Here is a 15,229-nt window from a genome sequence, read left to right on the forward strand (position 1 = left end):
GGCCCGCCCCTGACGCCCCCGGTCAGTTCTCCGCGAGCTCCGCGTACAGCTGCGACAACTCCGGTGCTCCGTCGGCCGCCCACTCCCGGCCCGCCTCGACCACGTCGACCTCCCGGCCGTTGGCGAGCCGCACGACCGGCTGGCCGTCCGGCCAGATCCACCAGCCCGCGCCCGGCACCGTGCGGATGACGACCGTGCCCAGGTAGAGGCCCGCGTCGTTGCCCAGCCAGGGCACCAGCTCCGGGTCGTCCCGCCAGCGCGGCTGCAGCTGGTCCAGCGCCTCCAGGGAAGCGGGCGAATCGTCGAGCACCACTCCTGCGGACTGTGCGTGCGTGCGCAGCAGTTCGCACTCGGACAGCAACTCCGCGAGACCTTCCGGGTCGCGGTCGACCGCGTTCGCCAGTGCCGCACCGCGCCCCGGTCCGTGTCGCTTTCGCCAACTGTCCAAGAAGGGAATGTTCATACCAACAGGATCGCACTCGCACGGATGGCCCCACCACAGGCGCGCGGCGCCCGACGTGACCGGATGGCCTCCTTGACGTTGCCCACGTGTCTCCTTAGCTTCATGCAGCCACTGACCGAGCGGGGAACCGAGGGAGGCATGAGACACATGCTCCGAACGCAGACGCCGGGCGGTACACGGCACAGACGGTGGACGGGGGCGCGGGCCGCGGTGGGGATCGTGGGCGCTGCCTGCGCCGTCGCTGCCGCAAACGCTCCGGCGCTCGCCGCCGGCACACCACCCCAAGCGCAACCCGACAGAGAGCCGCTCCCGCTGGAGCGGCTCTTCGACAACAGGGCCGTCAGTGACGACGCCCGTCCCGGCGGTGCCGACTTCGACGGGGCCGGTAACTCCCTGTCCGCCCAGGACCTCGGGGCCGCCGGCTGGACGCCCGGCCGCGAACTCGCCTTCGACGGCGCCCGGCTGCACTGGCCCCGCTCCGCCGCCGGGAAGCCCGACAACGTGCGCGCCGACGGTCAGAGCGTCCGGCTCGGCGGCCGCGGAGAGGCCCTGACGTTCCTCGTCGCCGGCACGACGAAGGGCGCGCCGGGCGCCGATGCCGCCGGCACGGGCACGGTGCGCTACCGCGACGGCTCGCGCAGCACCTACCGGCTGGCCGCGCCGGACTGGCGCAGCGGCCTCCTGACGACGAAGGCCGTCGGCCTGCCCCACCTCAACACGCGCAGCGGGCGGCAGACCGCGACCACCCGGCTGTACACGGTGTCCGTGCCGGTCGCGCCCGGCCGCGAGGTCGCCTCGGTCGTGCTGCCGCGCGACCCCGGAGCGGAGCGCGACCTGCACGTGTTCTCGCTCGCGCTGCGCGGCGGCAGCCGCGGCTGGACGGGCACCTGGGCCGCCTCCACCTCCGGCTACGCGGCCGTCGGGCCGTGGACGGACCGCACGCTGCGGCTGGTCGTGCACAGCAGCGCCGGCGGTCCCGCGACGCGCATCCGGCTGGAGAACACCTTCGCGCCGCGCCCGGTGCGCATCGGCCACGCCACCGTCGCCCTGCAGGGCAAGGGCGCGGCCGCGGCCGGCGCCCCGCGGGCCCTGGCCTTCGGCGGGCGGGCGGAGACCGTGATCCCCGCCGGCGCCCAGGCGTTCAGCGACCCGCTGGGCTTCCGGGTGCCCGAGGGCACCAACCTGCTGGTGAGCATCCACCTTCCCGGCACCGTGCAGGCCGTGCCCGTGCACAGCTACACCAGCCAGGTCTCCTACCTGACCGGTGACGGCAGCGGCGACCGTACGGGCGAGCGCGGCGCGGGCGCGTACACGGGAACGCTCTCGACGTGGCCGCTGCTGACGGGTGTGGACGTCGCGGACGGGCCCGGGTCCGTGGTGACGCTCGGCGACTCCATCACCGACGGCGAGCGGTCGACGCCCGGCGCCAACGGCCGCTGGCCCGATCTGCTGGCACGGCGGCTGCAGGGGCAGCACGGCCTGCCGCGGTTCGGGATCCTCAACCACGGCATCTCCGGCAACCGCGTGGTGACCGACCGCTACCCGGGCGACGGGACCAGCACCATCATGAGCGGCGTCAGCGCCCAGCACCGGCTGGAACGGGACGTGCTCGCGCAGACCTCGGCCCGTACGGTCATCGTCTTCGAGGGCGTCAACGACATCCGGTCGGGCACGAAGGCCGAGCAGGTCATCGCGGGGCTCAAGGCGATCGCGGCGCGCGCCCACGAGCGCGGGATGCGGGTCATCGCCGCGACCATCGCGCCCTGCGGCGGCTTCTACGACTGCACGCCCGACGCCGAGGCCCAGCGCACCGCCATCAACCGGCACATCCTGGCCGGCGGCGGCACGTACGACGCCGTGTTCGACTTCGACGCGGCGATCCGGGACCCGCAGCAGCCGGACCGGATGCTGCCGGCCTACGACGGCGGCGACCACCTGCACCCCAACGACGCCGGGATGAAGGCGTTCAGCGACGCGATCGACCTGCGCAAGCTGGTCTGACCGCGCCGGCCGCCGGCAGTGCGCGGCGGCGCGGGGCGAAAGAGCGCGGCGGGCGGGGCGCCCGGGCTCAGACGTCCAGGTCGACGACGACCGGGGCGTGGTCCGAGGCGCCCTTGCCCTTGCGCTCCTCGCGGTCGACGAAGGCGTCCTGCCTGGCCTTCGCGAAGGGGGCGTTGCCGTAGACCAGGTCGATGCGCATGCCCCGGTTCTTGGGGAAGCACAGCTGGCGGTAGTCCCAGTACGTGTAGGGGCGGTCGTACTTCAGCGGGCGCGGCACGACGTCGGACAGGCCCAGGTCGCGCAGGGCGCCGAGCGCCGCCCGCTCGGCCGGGGTGACGTGCGTGGCGCCCTCGAAGACGGCCGGGTCGTAGACGTCCTCGTCGGTCGGGGCGATGTTGTAGTCACCGAGGACGGCGAACGGGCGCTCGCCCTCCGCGTCGGCGGCGACGGCGTCGCGCAGGGCCTCCAGCCAGCGGAGCTTGTACGCGTAGTGGTCGTGACCGACCTCCCGGCCGTTGGGCACGTAGACCGACCAGACGCGGACGCCCCCGCACGTCGCCGAGATCGCGCGGGGCTCCTGCCCGCCGTCGTAGTCGGGCCCGCCCGGCAGGCCGCTCACCACGTCCTCCAGGCCGACCCGGGAGACGATCGCCACGCCGTTCCACCGGCCCGTGGCGTTCACCGCGGCCTCGTAGCCCAGCTCGCGGAGCTCGTCGAACGGGAAGGCCTCCTCCGCGCACTTCGTCTCCTGTATGCACAGCACGTCCGTGCCGCTGCTCTCCAGCCAGGCCAGCAGCCTCGGGAGACGGGCGGTGATCGAGTTCACGTTCCAGGTGGCGATGCGCATGCAGCAACCCTAACGGCCGGGTCCGACATTCAGCCGCCTCACAGGGTGATGGTCTCCCCGGGCGCCAGCCGGGCGTGTTCGGCGCCGACGCGGGGCGGCGTCAGCATCCGGTCGTACACCGGCCGCGCCAGGTCGGTCAGCAGCGCGTCGTGGATGTCGATCGCCAGGCGCGGCGCGAGCTCCCGCACGTAGTCGATGATCTCGGAGATCTTGTTCCACGGCGCCATGACCGGCAGCATCAGCGTGTCCACCGGCACCTCCGGCAGGGTCAGCGCGTCGCCCGGGTGGAAGACCGAACCGTCCACGAGGTAACCGACGTTCGTGATCCGCGGGATGTCCGGGTGGATCACGGCGTGCAGTTGCCCGTGCACCTGCACGTCGAAGCCCGCCGCCGTGAAGGTATCCCCCTCCCCGACCGTGTGCACCCGGCCCGGGAAGGCCGGAGCGATCTGTTCCGCGACGCTGCGCAGCGTCCACAGCTCGGCCGCGGGGTTCGCGTCCAGCGCGGCCCGCAGCCGGTCCTCGGCGAAGTGGTCGGGGTGCTCGTGGGTCACGAGGATCGCGTCGGCACCGACGGCCGCGTCCGCCTCGCTGAAGGCCCCGGGGTCGATGGCGAGCGTGCGGCCGTCCTTCTCCAGGCGGACGCACGCGTGGCTCTTCTTCGTCAGCTTCAGCTCCATGAGCCCATACTGCTACGCCCCCGTGCCCGCCTCCTCGGCGATGACACGCTGCGCGGCGGCGAACGCGGCGCCCGCGGCCGGCAGGCCGCAGTAGACGGCCGTGTGCAGCAGCGTCTCCTTGATCTCCTCGGGGGTGACGCCGCTGCGGAGCGCTCCGCGGGTGTACGAGGCGATCTCGTCGACGTGGCCGCGGGCCGTGAGGGCGGTCAGGGTGATCAGGGACCGGGTGCGGCGGTCGAGACCGGGCCGGGACCAGGCGCCGCCCCAGGCGGAACGGGTGACGAGGTCGTGGAAGTCGCCGGTGAACCCGTCCCGGTCGACGGGCTCGTCGCCCAGGACCTCGCGCCGGACGCGCTCACCGCGGTCGTGGGCGCCATCGCCGTCGTGGCCGGGCCCCATGCCGGCGGGCGGCGGCCCGAACGCGCCGGGTATGCGGACACCGGCGTGCCCGCCTGCGGCGAGCGGACCGGGAGCCGGGGCGTGGCCGCTGGGCGCGGGCATCCCGGGAGCGGCGAGGCCACCCGGCCCGGGAGCGCCGAAACCGGCGCCGGCACCGCTGTCGCCCGATGCCGGTCCCGGCATGCCGGAACCCGCAGCGCCCGGAGAGCCGGGTGCGCCAGCGGACCCGAAGGGCCTGCCCGGAGCGTCGGCGGAACCGGAGCCGGAGCCGGAAGCCCCGGGGCCGGGGACGGCGGGGCCGGTGCCCGGCCCCCCGAAACCGGCACCGCCGGGCGCCGCGGACCCCGCGCCCGCGGCGCCGAAGGCGGACTCGGCAGGAGCCGCGCCCGGAGCGCCGGGGCCGCCGTCGGCGTGGCCCGGCATGCCCGGCCCCGACGGGGCCGCACCCGGCGCACCGAACCCGGACCGCGTGCCGTCCGCGCCGCCGCCGGGCGTGCCCGCCCCCGTACCGCCGAAGACCCCACTCGCACCCGGCGGCACGGCCGGGCCCGCGCCGGTACCGGTCGCCGCACCGCCGAAGGCGCCGCCCGCCCCGGACCCCGGAGCGCCGAAGGCCGTGTGCGGGCCGTCCTGACCCGTGCCCGGTGGCACGCCCGGGCCCGCGCCGGACCCGGCGCCGCCGAAAGCCCCGGCCTTCCCCGGGCCGCCGGCCGGCGTGCCCGCAGCCGAGCCCTGCGCAGCGGCGCCCGGAGCCGCCGGTGCCGCGGATCCCGCCTGCGCCGCCTGCCCCGTCGCGCCCGCAGGACCGTGCGCCGCGGAGGAACCCGCCGTCACCGGCGACAATCCCTGCTGCGTCGACAGCTGCCAGGCGGTCGTGAAGTGGCGGACCAGCAGGTCCGTCACCGCCGCCGGCTGTTCGACCGGGGCGAGGTGGGCCGCCCCCGGCACCACGGCCAGCTTCGCGTCGTGGATGCCCGCGACCAGGACCCGCGCGTCGGCGGGCGGTGTCGTGGTGTCCTCGGCGCCGACGATGACGAGCGCCGGCACGCTGATCCTGGTGAGCTCGGCCCGTACGTCGAACGCGGCCAGCGCGTCGCAGGCGGCGATGTAGGAGTACGTGTCGGTGGTGCCGACCATCTGCACGGCCCAGTCCACGATGGCGGGCTGGGCGCCGGAGAAGTTCGCGGTGAACCAGCGCTCGGGCGCGGAACGGGCGACGGGGTCGAGCCCGTCCCTGCGGACCGTGGCGCCGCGCTGCCGCCAGGAGTCGGCGGTGCCGTAGCGGGCGGAGGCGGCGATCAGGGCGAGGGAGGCGAGCCGGTGCGGGTGGCGCAGCGCTAGGTCGATGCCGACGGCGGCGCTCAGGGAACAGCCTGCGTAGCCGAAGCGGTCGACGCCGAGCGAGTCGAGCGTGGCGACGAGCCGGTCGCCGAGGTCGTCGACGGAGGCGGCGGGCGCGGCGGGGGCGCCGCCGTGCCCGGGCAGGTCGAACCGGAGCACCCGCCAGTGCCGGGTCAGTTCGGGTACCTGGCGGTCCCACATGTGCCATGTGGTCCCGAGGGCCGGGCCCAGTACCAGGACCGGGGCGTCCTCCGGCCCGTCAGAGCGGTATTGCAGGGTGTTCGGCGTAGGCTCACTCACCCGCTCACGCTCCCACATCTCACGACCGCCCCTGTGGTGGGGGTGCTGCGGCGGAGTCAGCCGGAGGCCCGGTGCTTCCCTCGTGCGCACCGGCCGGTCCGGCCGACGCACTCAGGCGGAATCGGAACCGGAACCGGAAGCGGACCCGTCTGATTCCTGCTTCGCCATGCGGCGGTACTCGGCGTTGATGCGCTGTGCTTCCTCGAGCTGGTCCTCGAGGATGACGATGCGGCAGGCGGCCTCGACCGGTGTCCCTCTGTCGACCAGCTCGCGGGCGCGAGCGGCGATCCGGAGCTGGTAGCGGGAGTAGCGCCGGTGTCCGCCCTCGGAGCGGAGCGGAGTGATGAGCCGGGCCTCGCCGATGGCCCGGAGGAAACCCGGGGTGGTGCCGAGCATCTCGGCGGCCCTGCCCATCGTGTACGCAGGGTAGTCGTCGTCGTCCAAACGATCACTCAGTGGACTGTCTGCTGTCATGTCACCTCGTTCTGCAACGCGTCGAGGGGCCCTGGCGCCGTACGGCACCAGGGCCCCGAAGGAATTGAACACCATCTGCCGGCGCTAGTGCCGCGCCGCCCTTCTGTTTCCGCCGCCGGGCCCGGCAAGGGGCAGGGCGTACGGGGATCGCGGTTGCGTGACCGGGGACCACCTTCCGTTCCGGGGCCTGCGGTACCCGGACCGAACACTCTCGGGCCGGGCGATCCTGATGGCGTCTGCTCCCTCCGTCCTTCCTCCGGTGAATCTGTGTGCGAGAACCGGCGCTGCGGTCCTCTCTGCCGTCCCGCCAGTTCATGTCTGCCGGGCATCTCCGACTGCGTCTACGAGAGAAACTCTAACCAGGCGCCCGAGCAATGTCTACTCTGACAAACATAGATTTTGCTTGAGTCGGGCCCCAAGTATCCTCACGCCACCGCCCGCTGGATAGAATCGGCCCCCATGTCGAACCCTGACGAACTGCTCGTAGGCATCTCCGCCATGGTGGAGTCCGGGCAGAGCAATCAGATGTCGCTGACCGTGGTGGTCGGTGGTGCTGTCATCACCGGCCGGCTGGCTCCCGAAGCCGTGTGGAGGGAGCGGGTCTCGGAGGTGCTCGGAGACTCGGACCATCTCGGTTCGTTCTCCGGCCTCTTCGTCACGGACCGGCCGCAGGACCGCGCCGGCCCCGGGGAGGCGCCCACGCATCTGCACTTCCATCTCGCCCGGATCCTCCAGGGCAACATCGGAATTCCCGAGACCGGCGGGATGTACCGCGTCGCGATCAAGGATGTCAGCGCCTGGACCGTGGGCGACTTCAGCTACTCCGACCACTGAGACACCGCACCGGGACGACCGGAGCAAACGGAGCAACCGGACGACGACAGTGATGAAGGGGCCCTTCCGGCGCGCGCCGGAAGGGCCCCTTCATCACTGTCGTGTGCCGGACGTCGTCCGGTGGATCAGCTGTCCGCGGTTGTCGTCACCGCGCCGGGGGGCTGAGGATGCCCCAGCAGCGCCGACGCGGTCTCGAACGGCGTGGGGGCGTGCGAGGCGCCCGGGGCGGGCACGGCCTCATGGCTGCTGCGGCAGGTGAAGCCCAGCCGCGCCATGGCCCGGCTGACCTCTGCGGCGGTGAAGTCGCGGCGGTCCTGCCGGGTGATGACTTCGCCCACCTGCTTGACGGGATAGTAGCGGCGGCCGATGAGCACGGACTCTCCCGTGATGGGCTCGGGCTTCACGCCCTTCATCGAGTCCAGCACACCGCTGTGGGTGAGGTCGAAAGGGAACCGGGCGATGATGCAGCGCATGATGCCTCCACGGGGGAAGGGAAGAAGGGGATCGGGCCGACCAGGGGGGCGGGACGGGGCGTATGGCGGTGCCGGACGCGGCGGATCTAGGCGGCCGCGCCGGCGGCGGACGAGCGAGGGGACCCGCGGCGAGCCGCCTCGCCGGCGGACCGACCCCGCCCGCCGCGACCCTGCCGGCCACGGCCCGAGGGGGCGGCGCGCCGGAGACGTTCCGTGGCGGGCGCGGTGATGGTGACGGGGATGCCCGAGGGCGCCCGGGCACCGGTGATGCGGCTCAGTTCGGCGTCGCCCGAGCACACCTGCGTGGTCTGCGGGATGATTCCGGCGGCGGCCATCAGCCGGCTCACGTCACGGCGCTGGTGGGGGGTCACCAGCGTGACGACGCTGCCGGACTCACCGGCGCGGGCCGTGCGCCCGCCTCGGTGCAGGTAGTCCTTGTGGTCGCCGGGCGGGTCGACGTTCACCACCAGATCGAGGTTGTCCACGTGGATGCCGCGCGCCGCGACATTGGTCGCCACCAGCACCGTCACATGCCCGGACTTGAAGCGCGACAGGGTCCGCGCACGCTGCGGCTGGGACTTGCCTCCGTGCAGGGAGGCGGCGCGAACGCCATGGTTCAGCAGGTGCTCGGTCAGCCGGTCCACCGCGTGCTTGGTGTCCAGGAACATGATCACCCGGCCGTCCCGGGCCGCGATCTCGGTGGTCGTCCGGTGCTTGTCCGCGCCGTGCACGTGGAGTACGTGGTGCTCCATGGTCGTCACCGCGCCCGCGGACGGGTCGACGGAGTGGACCACCGGGTCGGTCAGGTAGCGGCGGACCAGCAGATCGACGTTGCGGTCCAGCGTGGCCGAGAACAGCATGCGCTGTCCCCCGGGACGCACCTGGTCGAGCAGCTTGGTGACCTGGGGCATGAAGCCCATGTCGGTCATCTGGTCGGCCTCGTCGAGCACGGTGACGGCGACCTCGTCCAGGCGGCAGTCGCCACGGTCGACGAGGTCCTTCAGCCGGCCCGGCGTGGCGATGACGACCTCCGCGCCGGTGCGCAGCGCACCGGCCTGCCTGCCGATCGGCATGCCGCCGACCACGGTGGCCAGCCGCAGCCTCACGGAGCGGGCGTACGGAGCGAGGGCATCGGTGACCTGCTGGGCCAGCTCGCGGGTCGGCACGAGGACGAGGGCCAGCGGCTGCCGCGGCTCGGCGCGCTGCCCTGCCGTCCGCGCAAGCAGGGCGAGGCCGAAGGCAAGGGTCTTGCCCGAACCGGTGCGGCCACGGCCGAGTACGTCACGGCCCGCGAGGGAGTTCGGCAGGGTCGCCGCCTGGATCGGGAACGGTACGGTCACGCCCTCGTGCCCCAGCGCACTCAGCAACTGCGCCGGCATGTCGAGATCGGCGAACGCCTCGACGGCGGGCAACGCCGAGGTGACCGTCTTCGGCAGTGCGAACTCGCCCTGGAGCGAAGGCCGCCGGCGTCCGTCGCCTTCGGCACGGTGCGGGGCGGCGGAGCGGTTCCCGCCCCTCGCGGAGCCCGGATTTCCTGAGCGAGTGCGGGCGGAGCGATCGCTTATGCGCGTGCGGTTCACATGGAACCTTCCTCGACGCGGCACGTACCAAGGAATTTCCGCAGAAACGAGCAGTGCAGAGATCGCAAGAACGAGCCGGAGAAAATAGGAGCCGATTCGGATGAGCAGTCGAACCGGCGGAGGGTTGCTCGTGGAGTCTTCGCAGGAGCGCACGATGCGATTCCCGCGCGGGGCCGGGCGTTCCGCAGGGAGGCCCCGACGGATTTTCGCCCGGCAGTCAGGCGGGACCCGGACAGCGGATCGCGGATCCCCTGAAACGCGGCGAGCCGGGGCCCGCACCCCAAGGTGCGGGCCCCGGCTGCGAGGTGCATGCCGACGTCAGGCGGGAACGATGTTCTCGGCCGTCGGGCCCTTCTGGCCCTGCGCGATGTCGAACGTGACCTTCTGGCCCTCCAACAGCTCGCGGAAGCCCTGGGCGGCGATGTTCGAGTAGTGGGCGAAGACGTCGGGGCCGCCGCCGTCCTGCTCGATGAAGCCGAAGCCCTTTTCCGAGTTGAACCACTTCACGGTTCCGGAAGCCATATTGTTTCTCCTTCGGGGCGGTGCCCGGAGTCCACACTGCGTGCACTCCGCGTCGCCGTGATGATCACCCCGCCGGAAATAAACCGGAGCCAAAAAGGATCGCCACCGGAATGAACCGGTGGGGACACTTGCAAGATTTCGGGAACCACAACTGCAACTGAGATCGAGACTAGCACGGCACGGTCGGCCGCGGGCGGCGAATAACTTCAACCCGCCTGCCGGGTAAGGAATGTTCATCGTGCTCCGACGTTAATTCTCACTTCGCGAGCACAGATATTGGCGTGCCCGGGCCCCCTTTTCCCGGGCGGGCCGGGCCGGACCGGGCGTTGTCGGATGTGCGGACAACCCCGGACAACGCCGGACAACCGTTGACGCCCGGGGCACAGGGCGGGAAATCTGGCGCAGGCAGAGATTTCCCGGAGGCCCGGCTACGGCGCGGTGGCCGGGACGCCCAGGCAGTTCAGTGCCAGGCGGATGCCGAGCGAGCTGCTGGGGGCGTCCGTCGTCCGGGTGCCGCCACCGGACGGGCGGTGGTCCCGTACGACGCTCTCACCGGCCAGTTCCGCAGCGTAGGCGCCCAGGAGCGAGTCGCAGAGGTAGCGGCCCGGAGCCGTGAGTTCCAGGAGGTTGTTCCGGTGCAGGACTTCCATGAGCCGCGCGGCAGCGGCCGGGGGGACCCCGAGCACGTCCGCCGCGTCCCGTACGGGCATGCCCGCGCCGGCGCGCGGTCCGAGCAGCCGGAAGGCGCGGGCCGCGTCCTCCTCCAGCCGTGCGTACGACCAGGAGAAGGTGCTGCGCACCGAAGCGGTCGGGTCCTCGGGGCAGTGCAGGAAGTCCAGCAGCGCTTCCGGTGCGTCCAGCTCCCGGACGACCGCGTCCAGTCGGCCGGGAGGGAACGCCGACAGCCGCTCGGCGGCGATGCGCAGGGCCAGCGGCAGCAGGCCGCAGCGCTCGGCGAGCGCGGACACGGCTTCGGCAGGGGCGTCCCGCAGCCCGGGCCCGGCGGTCCTGGCCAGCAAGTGCGACGAGTCGGCGAGGGAGAGGGACCGCAGGGACAGTCGCGCGGCGCCGTCCCGCGCCACCAGTCCGGCCATGCGGCTGCGGCTGGTGACGAGGACCGTGCAGCCGGGCGTCCCGGGCAGGAGCGTACGGACGTCGTCGGCGCTCGCCGCGTTGTCGAGGACGACGAGGACCGAGCGCCCGGCGAGCACGCTCCGGTGGAGCGCGGCCCGCTCCCGGGGGTCGGCGGGCTGCGCGCCGTGCTCGACGCCCAGGGCGCGCAGGCCGGCGGCGAGGGCCTCGTCCGCGCGGACCGTGGACCCGGCGGGGCCGTACGCCCCCAGGTCGTGGAAGAGGACGCCGTCGGGGAAGGACGCGGCGTTGCGGTGGGCCCATCGCAGCGCCAGCGCTGTCTTGCCCACGCCGGGTTTGCCGTCGATCAGCACCACGGGCGCGGCTCCCCCGCCCGCGGGGCCGGGCAGGGCCGCGAGCGCGTCGAGCTCGGCCGTCTCTGCGTGCCGGCCGGTGAAGTGGCGCGGGTCGGGAGGGAGCTGGAACGGCGGGCAGGACGTACGCCCCTGGGACCGCTCGGTGCTGAGGGCCCGGTGGGCGGCGAGCAGCTCGCCTCGTGCCCCGAGGGCCTCGTCGCACCGGCGGGCCAGGTCCTCCGAGGGCCGTTTGTCCCCCGATTCGATCCGGCTCAGATGCCCCTTGCTGTAGTGGATCGTCTTCGACAGTCCGGCGAGGGAAAGCCCCTGCTCCAGCCGCCGTTCGCGCAGCGTCACCCCGAAAGTCATGCTCACGACCCTGGCAGCACCCGGCAACCGGTGGTAGGCGGGCGATGGATCATCTACCTGCCATGCACGTTGCGGAGGCATGGCCGCCGGAAGTCTCCGGGGCCCGCCCCGGGGTACCTGCCGCGCCTCACGGGGCGTCGTCGTGGTGAGGGTGGGAGGTCAGCCCCCGGCGTTCGGCGACGACTCCGGCCTCGAAGCGGCTCTGCACGCCGAGCTCGTCCATGAGCTCGGAGATGTGGCGGCGGCAGGTGCGCAGCGAGATGCCGAGCCTGCGGGCCACGGAGTCGTCCTTGAGGCCCTTGGCGAGCAGGACGAGGATGCTCTGTTTGAGGGTTCCGGACACCTCGTGCGCGGCGCGCGGACCGGTGGCGAAGGGCGTGGCGTTGGCCCAGTCGCGGTGGAAGACGGCGAGGAGGTAGGCGATCAGGTCGGGTTCGCGCACGACGAGCGCACCGCCCTTGCCCGCCGGAATGAAGGCCATGCGGCCGTCCACCACGATCATCTGCGGGACGACCTCGGGCAGGGTGCGGATCTGCGCCCCGGCGCGGATGAGCTCGGCCGCGTGGGCGCGCGTGGCCTGGTCGTAGCGGGTGGTGTGCTGGTAGAGGCAGTGCATGCGGATGCCGCGCGCGAGGAGCGCCAGATCGCGTGGAAGGGCTTCGCGCAGCGCGTTGGGCGGGAAGGAGCCGCCGTGTTTGGACACCAGGATCTCGCTGGTGCAGCTGTCGATGACCTCGGTGAGCAGGGTGCGCACGGTGCCCTTGTCGGGCAGCCGGTCGATGGTCGCCCGGGGGAAGGCGGTCTGCCGGGACTGGAGGTAGACCGGGACGAGGGCGCCGAGGGCCTCGTGCTCGCGCTGCAGCTGGGTGCGCCGGCGGTGCAGGTCGTCCTCGCGCAGCCGGAGTTCGGCGCCCCGGGTGGCCAGCAGCCGGTCCGAGGCGGCCTGCGGGCTGACCGCCTGCCAGGCGACGGATCCGCCCTGGTCGACCTCGCGCACCAGGCAGGCCCGGGTCAGGGCCGCCAGCGCCCGGTGCAGCGCCTCCGTGTCCAGGCCGGTCGCGGCGCACACCTCCGGCAGGTCGCCCGAGGTGATCTGGTGGTGCCGGATGGCCCAGCGGTAGAGCACGACGGTGTCGTCGTCGATCGCGGACGGTTCCTCAGAGACAGCGTGGATCAATGTCGCCCCTTGCAACATAAAACTGCCATGGCACTTTTATGATCCCTTAGCCGCCTACCGTTCATGATCAGCGGGTGACAGGCTTGCCGCGTCGGGAGGGCCGGTGTGCACGGCCCGGGGAAGCGGACGTGACTGAGGGGCTGACATGCGAGCGGTTGTGCGGGTTGCGGTGACGGCGGTCGTGCTGGGGACGTGCCTGGGCTGGGGCGGTGCGGCGACGGCCGACACCGGCCGGGCGGAGGCGGGCGCGTCCGTGACGGCCCCGGTGAAGTTCGAGCTCCCCGACGGCTGGGAGACGCGCGGCCCGCACGGCGACGACCACTGCATCACGACCACGGCGTGGGGCGACTCGGTGTGCCCCGGCAAGCCGCTCCTGTGAGGCCGGGGCGCCCCTGACCGGCGCTCCGTGACACCCGCGCGCCCCGGCAGGCCGCTCCGGTGAGGCCGGGCCGGTCAGGGCATGCCGGTCAGGGCGTGGTCGTGGACACCACGAAGACCCGCGGATACTTCGGGTCGTCGAGGTTGGCGGTGATCTCCAGGGACGGCTTGGGCTTGTCCTGATCCACGGTGGTGCCCGCCCAGTGGTGGCCCTCGCCCAGGTCCCAGCCGACCTCGGCGGCCTCGTCCTCGTCGATGGTGACCTCGCCGTCCTCCAGCTCGGAGGCGCTGGTGCCGACGTCGGAGAGCCACTTGTCGAACTTCTCGCGCGTGGTGGTGAACTGCAGGAAGAGCGAGCTCGCCTTCCACGCGTTGGTCTCGTAGCTGGCGACGTCCTCCGCGTAGGGCGGGACGGTCACCTCGTACAGGCGGCGCTGGAGCCGGGTGGGCCAGCCCTCTTCCAGGCCGGACGCGGCCGCCTGCTCCTTCTTGGACTCGCTGCCGCCGCGGCTCTGCATCGCGGAGATGTAGAGGTAGCCGGCGGGGATGGCGACGAGCAGGAAGACGACGACGGCCTTGAGGCAGCGGCGGCCGAAGCCGCCGTCCGCCCGCGGGGGGCCGGGCGGCAGCTCCGTGCGCTCGGCGGAGTGCTCCGTGGTGGTCATCAAGCGCGGCCCGCCCTCGCGTACCGCTCGTAGCGCTCGACGCGGCGGCGGTTGGCGCGCCGGAAGCGGCGGGCGACGAGCCGGGCCAGGTCCGCGGCGCCGACCATGCCGGCCTCGGGGCCGAGCTGAGCCTTGACGATGCGGGCCTCAGGGCGGTAGCCGCGGCCGGTGAGGTGGCGGCGGAAGGCGTCCCGGGCGGGGCCGATCAGCAGGTCGTCGGCGGCGCTGACACCGCCGCCGATGACGAAGCAGGAGGGGTCGAGGGCGGCGGCGAGGTTGGCGATGCCGACGCCGAGCCACTGGCCGATGTCCTGCAGCAGCTCCACGCACATGGCGTCGCCGGAGCGGGCCAGCTCGGTGATGAGCGGGCCGGTGATCTCGGGGATGTTGCCGCCGACGCGGTCGATGATCCCGTACGCGACGGGGGACTCGGCGGCGGCCAGCTCGCGGGCCTCGCGCACCAGGGCGTTGCCGGAGCTGTACTGCTCCCAGCAGCCGCGGTTGCCGCACGGGCAGCGGTGCCCGCCGGGCACGACCTGCATGTGGCCGAACTCGCCGGCGACGCCGAACTTGCCGCGCTTGACCTGGCCGTCCTCGAGGATCGCACCGCCGATGCCCGTACCGAGGGTGATCATGACGAGGTGGTCCTCGCCGCGGCCCGCGCCGAAGCGCCACTCCGCCCAGGCGGCGGTGTTGGCGTCGTTGTCGACCATGACGGGGACGGCGAGGCGGCCGGCGAGGCGGTCGCGCAGCGGCTCGTTGCGCCAGGACAGGTGCGGGGCGAACAGGACGCGGTTGCGGTCGGCGTCGACCCAGCCGGCCGCGCCGATGCCCACGGCGTGGACGTCGTGCCGGTCGGAGAGGTCGAGGACGAGCTCGACGATGGTGTCCTCGACGACCTTGGGGCTCTTGGACTTGTCCGGCGTCTCGGTGCGGACCTTCTCCAGGATCGTGCCGTCGGCGTCCACGACGCCCGCCATCACCTTGGTGCCGCCGATGTCGATGCCGACGGTGGGCACGCGCGGGGCGGTCAGGTGCGAGCGGCGCTCGCGCGTGCCGACGGTGCGCAGCACGGTGGCCCTCGCCGCACCCCGGTGGAGGTCGCGGTACATGCTCACGACACCACCGCCACGGCGTGGAGCTGTGCGGTTCTACGGTCGCTCCGGTTGCGTGCTCGCAAGAGTCGTCGTCCCTGCGGTGGTCTCGGGAGGTGGCTGCCTCGTGGATACGGTCGTCGCCGATTGTGCCTCAAGGAGGCGTCGCTTACCGCATCGCGGGAAGCGGGCCCGCCGCCGGCGG

The 15,229-nt window shown here is 73.1% G+C and carries 14 protein-coding genes and 2 pseudogenes; 3 read left to right on the forward strand and 13 right to left on the reverse strand.

Going from position 1 to position 15,229, the window contains the following annotated elements; genetic code table 11:
* Window positions 1-22: 22 nt before the first annotated feature.
* Window positions 23-463, reverse strand: a complete 441-nt coding sequence (locus tag ACSNOG_RS12400) for a DUF6278 family protein (protein WP_058043997.1) — start codon at window positions 461-463, stop codon at window positions 23-25.
* A 147-nt stretch (window positions 464-610) separates the two neighbouring features.
* Here ACSNOG_RS12400 and ACSNOG_RS12405 point away from each other — a divergent pair, with 147 nt between their 5' ends.
* Window positions 611-2,464, forward strand: coding sequence for an SGNH/GDSL hydrolase family protein (locus ACSNOG_RS12405; protein WP_436752665.1), 1,854 nt, complete (start codon window positions 611-613; stop codon window positions 2,462-2,464).
* A gap of 67 nt (window positions 2,465-2,531) precedes the next feature.
* On the opposite strand, the gene ACSNOG_RS12410 is transcribed toward ACSNOG_RS12405, so the two are convergent.
* The 5 genes and pseudogenes from ACSNOG_RS12410 to ACSNOG_RS12430 form a co-directional block, all read right to left on the reverse strand.
* Window positions 2,532-3,311: an exodeoxyribonuclease III gene (locus ACSNOG_RS12410; protein WP_436752666.1), complete on the reverse strand. Its 780-nt coding sequence runs from the start codon at window positions 3,309-3,311 to the stop codon at window positions 2,532-2,534.
* 38 nt (window positions 3,312-3,349) lie between these two features.
* Entirely contained in the window at window positions 3,350-3,985 is a 636-nt protein-coding gene (locus ACSNOG_RS12415; RefSeq protein ID WP_436752704.1) for an MBL fold metallo-hydrolase, read from the reverse strand.
* A gap of 18 nt (window positions 3,986-4,003) precedes the next feature.
* Window positions 4,004-4,522, reverse strand: a pseudogene (locus ACSNOG_RS12420) (carboxymuconolactone decarboxylase family protein); the annotation flags it as partial.
* Between the two features lie 729 nt (window positions 4,523-5,251).
* Window positions 5,252-6,049: pseudogene (locus ACSNOG_RS12425) on the reverse strand (alpha/beta fold hydrolase); the annotation flags it as partial.
* Window positions 6,050-6,142: 93 nt separating this feature from the next.
* A complete protein-coding gene (locus tag ACSNOG_RS12430; protein WP_436752667.1) occupies window positions 6,143-6,505 on the reverse strand; it encodes a MerR family transcriptional regulator in 363 nt (120 codons plus the stop codon).
* 459 nt (window positions 6,506-6,964) lie between these two features.
* Between ACSNOG_RS12430 and ACSNOG_RS12435 the strand changes: the two genes are divergently transcribed.
* Window positions 6,965-7,339 carry a hypothetical protein gene (locus ACSNOG_RS12435; RefSeq protein WP_436752668.1) on the forward strand — a complete coding sequence of 125 codons (375 nt, stop codon included), beginning with the start codon at window positions 6,965-6,967 and terminating at the stop codon, window positions 7,337-7,339.
* A gap of 125 nt (window positions 7,340-7,464) precedes the next feature.
* Here the strand turns inward: ACSNOG_RS12435 and ACSNOG_RS12440 are convergent, their stop codons facing one another.
* From ACSNOG_RS12440 to ACSNOG_RS12460, 5 genes are all read right to left on the reverse strand, one after another.
* Window positions 7,465-7,812, reverse strand: a complete 348-nt coding sequence (locus ACSNOG_RS12440) for an SCO5918 family protein (protein WP_436752669.1) — start codon at window positions 7,810-7,812, stop codon at window positions 7,465-7,467.
* Window positions 7,813-7,898: 86 nt separating this feature from the next.
* Window positions 7,899-9,392 carry a DEAD/DEAH box helicase gene (locus ACSNOG_RS12445; protein ID WP_436752670.1) on the reverse strand — a complete coding sequence of 498 codons (1,494 nt, stop codon included), beginning with the start codon at window positions 9,390-9,392 and terminating at the stop codon, window positions 7,899-7,901.
* Between the two features lie 318 nt (window positions 9,393-9,710).
* The gene (locus ACSNOG_RS12450) at window positions 9,711-9,914 is read right to left on the reverse strand and encodes a cold-shock protein (protein WP_217143812.1); all 204 of its coding nucleotides are present in this window, start codon (window positions 9,912-9,914) and stop codon (window positions 9,711-9,713) included.
* A gap of 428 nt (window positions 9,915-10,342) precedes the next feature.
* Complete coding sequence (locus tag ACSNOG_RS12455) at window positions 10,343-11,710, reverse strand: helix-turn-helix domain-containing protein (RefSeq protein WP_436752671.1); 1,368 nt, start codon at window positions 11,708-11,710, stop codon at window positions 10,343-10,345.
* A gap of 127 nt (window positions 11,711-11,837) precedes the next feature.
* Window positions 11,838-12,887, reverse strand: coding sequence for a LuxR C-terminal-related transcriptional regulator (locus tag ACSNOG_RS12460; RefSeq protein WP_436752672.1), 1,050 nt, complete (start codon window positions 12,885-12,887; stop codon window positions 11,838-11,840).
* Between the two features lie 145 nt (window positions 12,888-13,032).
* On the opposite strand from ACSNOG_RS12460, the gene ACSNOG_RS12465 reads away from it, so the two are divergent.
* Window positions 13,033-13,266: a hypothetical protein gene (locus tag ACSNOG_RS12465; RefSeq protein ID WP_436752673.1), complete on the forward strand. Its 234-nt coding sequence runs from the start codon at window positions 13,033-13,035 to the stop codon at window positions 13,264-13,266.
* 88 nt (window positions 13,267-13,354) lie between these two features.
* Here the strand turns inward: ACSNOG_RS12465 and ACSNOG_RS12470 are convergent, their stop codons facing one another.
* Both ACSNOG_RS12470 and ACSNOG_RS12475 read right to left on the reverse strand, forming a co-directional pair.
* The gene (locus ACSNOG_RS12470; protein ID WP_436752674.1) at window positions 13,355-13,930 is read right to left on the reverse strand and encodes a hypothetical protein; all 576 of its coding nucleotides are present in this window, start codon (window positions 13,928-13,930) and stop codon (window positions 13,355-13,357) included.
* Window positions 13,930-15,048, reverse strand: coding sequence for an ROK family glucokinase (locus ACSNOG_RS12475; protein ID WP_436752675.1), 1,119 nt, complete (start codon window positions 15,046-15,048; stop codon window positions 13,930-13,932). The genes ACSNOG_RS12470 and ACSNOG_RS12475 overlap by 1 nt, the downstream gene beginning before the upstream one ends.
* Between the last annotated feature and the right edge of the window lie 181 nt (window positions 15,049-15,229).

Source organism: Streptomyces sp. URMC 124 (assembly GCF_051386455.1).
GTDB lineage: Bacteria > Actinomycetota > Actinomycetes > Streptomycetales > Streptomycetaceae > Streptomyces.